Consider the following 5,437-nt stretch of genomic DNA (forward strand, 5'->3'; position numbering starts at 1 on the left):
AGTTTCTGGTACTGAATTAAATCGTTTTTGCAGTAAATCAATAATATTTTGTATAGAAGTTTCTTTGGCTGTTCTTTCTATAGCCAGTTCTTCCATAGTGCTTAAAAATTCCATTTTTTGTTCCTCCTCATATTGATTAATTTTTGCTTGAAAATTTGATTGTAATTTTGGGTTTATTGATACAGCAGATTCCACCTTGGTGAGGTAAAATTAATAGCCGTTCAACAATTAATAATTACCTCTTCTGTAATAGAAGGATTGGGTTAAAAGGAATTTTTTTATTTTTTCTCCATGAATGGAGAGCCTTTATACCTTAATTTTTCGGTAAGATGCCCGCACTAAAAATCTTTAATTGTTAATATATGTATTTGCTATGAGACAGAATCTGCTGTAACTAATTTTCTAATTTTCTTGATGAGAGTTATCTTTAATTAATTCCTCAAACTCCGCAACCGAATTAACGCTAATTGTTTCTAGATGTAGTTGTTTTAATTGTGTTAAATCTTCAATATTATTCAGCTCTATTATTAGAGTTTCTGGTACTGAATTAAATCGTTTTTGCAGTAAATCAATAATATTTTGTATAGAAGTTTCTTTGGCTGTTCTTTCTATAGCTAGTTCTTCCATAGTGCTTAAAAATTCCATTTTTTGTTCCTCCTCATATTGATTAATTTTGACTTGAAAAGTTGATTGTAATCCTGGTGGCAATGACATCATTTTGTCGATGAATTTAAACAGGTTAATAATGTCAAATTTAGTTAATCCTTTTTCGTACAAACTTCTCACTATTTGCCATTTCCATTGTTCTCTTTCTGTGGGGTTACTTGTGGTACTTTTGGTTTTCAGGTGTGCCATTACTATAATAGCAAAAATATTTTTGTTGGCTGATAAGTCCTCCCATTGATAATCTAATAGTTTGACGATGGAAAAGTCAAATGAGATTAGACTTTCTTCTAATCCATATTCATAGAAATTTGGTCGCCAAGATGGGGTTTCATCTCCTAATATTGCTAGACTAATTACTGGTTTATTATACAGGTCGAATGCTCGATTAATTATAGATGAACATTCGTTGGCTAAATTATCGGTCGTATTGACTTTGAATTTCTATATGTATTAATATCCAGATTTCTCGTTGGTCTAATAACCAAGCTTGAAATAGTTTATCAGCATAACGTTTTTCTTTTGTTGCTGAGGCAGCTATCTGTTCTAATTCTTTGTCTAGAGAAATGGGTGGTTTTTTCCAATTAATGGAGTTATGAATTTTCGGATAGAAAAAGTTGAGGAAGGAGGGAAAATATTCTCCTATTGCTGCTTTCCAAGGTTCATCATAATTGGCTGTTGTTTCTATCATTATTTTCTGGTTTTTTTGATGGGCGATATAGCTGTTGCTAGGCTCCGAATGTGACAGGGGAAAGGTGTTCTATGCCTTTATTTACTGATAATTAAAAAATTTATACTTTGTAGTAGACTGACACATATTCAATGATGCCCGGCGACGGATTTCTCAATCCCTTTCGTAGTCTCAATTTAAGCCGTCTAACACACCCTACTAGACTGATACATATTCAATGCTGCAATAGTAGGGGCGGGTTGTAGTAGAAATTTTCATGCTTACCCTAAGATTAAGTAAACCCGCCCTAATGCACACCCATTAGATGTGTCACTCTACTACAATATATTTTTAGTTGAATAAAAAATCATGTACAGGTACGAGTAACCCCCAATGATTACATAGTACCATGATTTTTTTGCCGATGCAAGGAGAAAATCCTTTCAGCATCGATTTTTTTTGGTAGCTCCACAGAATGCANGGGGCGGGTTGTAGTAGAAATTTTCATGCTTACCCTAAGATTAAGTAAACCCGCCCTAATGCACACCCATTAGATGTGTCACTCTACTACAATATATTTTTAGTTGAATAAAAAATCATGTACAGGTACGAGTAACCCCCAATGATTACATAGTACCATGATTTTTTTGCCGATGCAAGGAGAAAATCCTTTCAGCATCGATTTTTTTTGGTAGCTCCACAGAATGCAGATGTAGATTCATAAGATTGAGCGATCGCTACACCAAAACAAACTTCTATCGCTTACTTTGCTGATAATTAAAAAATTTCCACTTTGTAGGTTGGGTTGAGAACATGTTAGTGTTTGCGCAACACATCTACGAGTCTTTGTTTGTAGTTGGGCTTTAGCCCTAATATCAAATCCGGTTGAATACTTACTTATATAGTTGGGGGTGAGGAGTAGGGGAGATTGAAGTCTTGAAGTAGTTCATGTCAAATTTTTTTGTCAAGCAAGTTTTTCAGTTATCAGTAATTTAGTTAAAGCAGACAAATAGTCAACTTTTGTTCCTTATTGAGCTAGTAGTTTTGCTTGAGCAATAAAATCAATATTCTTAGGGGCTAGAGCAAAACTACAAATAAAAGAATTTTTTACTCAACCCAATAATTTAGGCGATCGCTTATTTTATCGGAAATATCTTAATACTAATTTCTCTGACAAAGGCAATAAGTTTACCGCTGAATGTTGAAAGATAGTAATCCTAAGTGATTTGTAATAGTTAAGGTTGAGGAAAAACTTTGAAAATTCTGACTCCTGACTCCTGACTCCTGACTCCTAACTACCACAAAAATATTACAATTGAAATAGGATTGTATATTCATCAAGTTCCTAACATTTGCAATTTATATAAACCAGCATAAAGACCATTGTTTTGTAATAATTCCTGATGAGTACCTGACTCAATTAACTCTCCTCTTTTCAAGACAAAAATTCGGTTAACATTTCTAATTGTCGAAAGTCGATGGGCAATAATAATAGCTGTTCGTTCTGCTAAAAGTCGTTCTAATGCTGATTGAATTAACGCTTCTGTTGCCACATCTAAATTAGCAGTTGCTTCGTCAAGTACCAAAATTCTAGGACTACGAATAGCAGCACGAGCAAATGCTAATAACTGTTTTTGACCTCCAGAAAGATTAGCTCCTCGTTCTCGCAATTGAGTATTATATCCTTGAGGTAATTCGGCAATAAATTTATCTATATTTGTGTTTTTTGCTGAGGCTTGAATTTCCTCAAATGAATATTTTTCTCCTAAACTAATATTACTTTTTACATCTCCAGCAAATAAAAATCCATCTTGGAGAATCACACCAATATGTTTTCTTAATTCGGCTTGAGGTAAGTCTTTAATATTAATTCCATCTACCAAAATTCTACCTTTATTCACATCATATAAACGACAAAGTAAACGAATGATAGAACTTTTTCCTGCACCAGTCGGACCGACTAAAGCAATTTTTTCTCCTGGTTTAATAGTAAAATTAAGATTTTTCAAAACATATTGATTTGGTTTATAGCCAAACCAGACATTTTCAAATCTAATTTCACCTATTTGGGAATTATTAATTTCAATAGTTGGTAACTTTTTAATATCTCCTTCTGGATCGAGAATTTCAACTTCTTCATTGAGGAGATTAGAAATACGTTCAACAGCAGTTAATCCAGCTTGAATAGCTGTAAATTTTTCGGCAAATTGTCGTAACGGGTCGAATAAACGTTGAGCATATAAAATGAAGGAAGATAGAGTACCAAAGTCTATATTTTTAGCTAAAACAAATTGCCCTCCCAGGAATAAAACGGCAGCGATCGCTATTAAAGAAATCCATTCTAAAATACCAGAGATAGCCGAGTCATAAAAAATTGTTTTATCTAGTTCTTTGACATAGTTTTGATTGTTAACTCTATATAACTCTGAGTTAAATCTTTCTCGCCGAAATAATTGTACTACTCCAATGCCAATTAAATTTTCTTGTAGTTGAGAATTTAAACCGGAAAGTTCATCTCTAGCTTTGTAATTAGCTTGCCGATATTGTTGTTGGAAATAGATAATAACTGCTGTTACTGGCACAATCATTAATATCAACATTAAAGCTAGTTGCCATTGCAAACTAAACATAGCAATAGCAATGATTAAAATCGAGAATAAATCGCTTACTATTCCAATAGCACCTGTAGAAAATACATCTCCTAAAGCTTCAACATCGCTAGTCAGACGAGTAATTAATCTTCCTACAGGGGTACTGTCAAAAAATCTGACTCCTAAAGAAAGAACGTGCTTAAATAAATCATTTCTAATATCAGCAGTAATTTGTTGCCCAAGTTTTTGTACTAAAAAGCCTTGTAGAGATTGAAATATGAGCCGTATAATAATACTTACCATTAATACAATTGCTAAAATATTCAATCCTTGAGATAATGACATTTGTTGGATAAATAACCAGGTTTTTTCTCCTAAAATTAGAGAAATTGCTTGTCCGATTAATAGTGGTTGAATTGCTCCTGAAATTGATAATGGAAATAATAATATTAGTGAGATAGCTACTAAAGTTTTGTGACGGAGACCGTAGTTTAGTAAGCGTTGAATTAATTGCCAGTCTGTTTCACTATTATTACTTTTGTATTTGCTACTATTGTTTTTTGGTGAGTTGCTACTCATAGAATTCTATTGTTTCAGTTAAACTCTCAGTAGTATGATGTTTGATAAGGTAGCATATTAGCTATTTTTTGACAATTAATAGTCATTTGAAAGGGTATGATTATAATAGTTAAAATTGAAATGGAAAAACTGTTTATTAATGGATAATTGATAATTGATAATTACCTCTTGCTAAAACCGTTCTTGATTGAATAGAAGGAAATAGTATTAATTGATAATAGATAGTGGATAATGAAATAATTTTCTAACATTCTAACTCTCTAATACCAAATTGATAAATCTTCGCTACAAATATTTAGGTTACTACTTAGGAGTCAGGAGATGTAGGGGCGATTTCGTTTCCTGCGGAATGCTGCGCAAACCGAATGCTGTCGCTTTCCGCGTAATTAGGAGCATGACAAACGGAAATCGCCCCTACAGGAGTTATAATGAATAAATTTGAGACTATTTTTTATGTTCTAATTATCTTTTTTGTCAAATCAACATTTACCGTAAAACCTTTTAATAGTTGTTATTATTCGTAAAATTATTTTTTCAAAATGGTATAACTTTCTAACTCTTTAATTATCAATTATCAATTATCAATTATCCATTGGTAAAGGGAGGCTTTCCAGCAATATATTTAATTAATAATTATTAATTATTCAGTAATTAAACAGGAAAAAGATGCTAATTATTATCAAATATAGGGAATAGGGAATTTATCTATTTCCTATACTAATCCAAAATTATTTGTGAAAAAAAACTGTAAGGGTTTGGTTTCCAAATCCCATTTTTGCTTGGGTTTTGAGACCAAACCACTACGATTAAATATTATACCAATTCCCATGCATTATTGCTATACTTTGGCAATACTTCAGTCATTAACTAATCAGCACAATCATAATTATTTTTTTGCTGATTTTAGCTAGTTTAATGTTAATTATTCTTATGT

Annotated in this window: 4 protein-coding genes; all 4 read right to left on the minus strand. The window is 32.2% G+C overall.

Features of this window, described 5'->3' with window-relative positions; genetic code table 11:
* Positions 1-195: hypothetical protein (locus tag AFK68_RS12470; RefSeq protein ID WP_210407371.1), on the minus strand; the 195-nt coding region annotated here is incomplete at its 3' end.
* Between the two features lie 207 nt (positions 196-402).
* Positions 403-855 carry a hypothetical protein gene (locus AFK68_RS38735; RefSeq protein ID WP_210407372.1) on the minus strand — a complete coding sequence of 151 codons (453 nt, stop codon included), beginning with the start codon at positions 853-855 and terminating at the stop codon, positions 403-405.
* 226 nt (positions 856-1,081) lie between these two features.
* Positions 1,082-1,354 carry a hypothetical protein gene (locus AFK68_RS38740; RefSeq protein ID WP_210407373.1) on the minus strand — a complete coding sequence of 91 codons (273 nt, stop codon included), beginning with the start codon at positions 1,352-1,354 and terminating at the stop codon, positions 1,082-1,084.
* A 1,316-nt stretch (positions 1,355-2,670) separates the two neighbouring features.
* Positions 2,671-4,503 carry an ABC transporter ATP-binding protein gene (locus AFK68_RS12480; protein ID WP_094673096.1) on the minus strand — a complete coding sequence of 611 codons (1,833 nt, stop codon included), beginning with the start codon at positions 4,501-4,503 and terminating at the stop codon, positions 2,671-2,673.
* Positions 4,504-5,437: the final 934 nt, after the last annotated feature.

Source organism: Hydrocoleum sp. CS-953 (assembly GCF_002260545.1).
Lineage (GTDB): Bacteria > Cyanobacteriota > Cyanobacteriia > Cyanobacteriales > Microcoleaceae > Trichodesmium.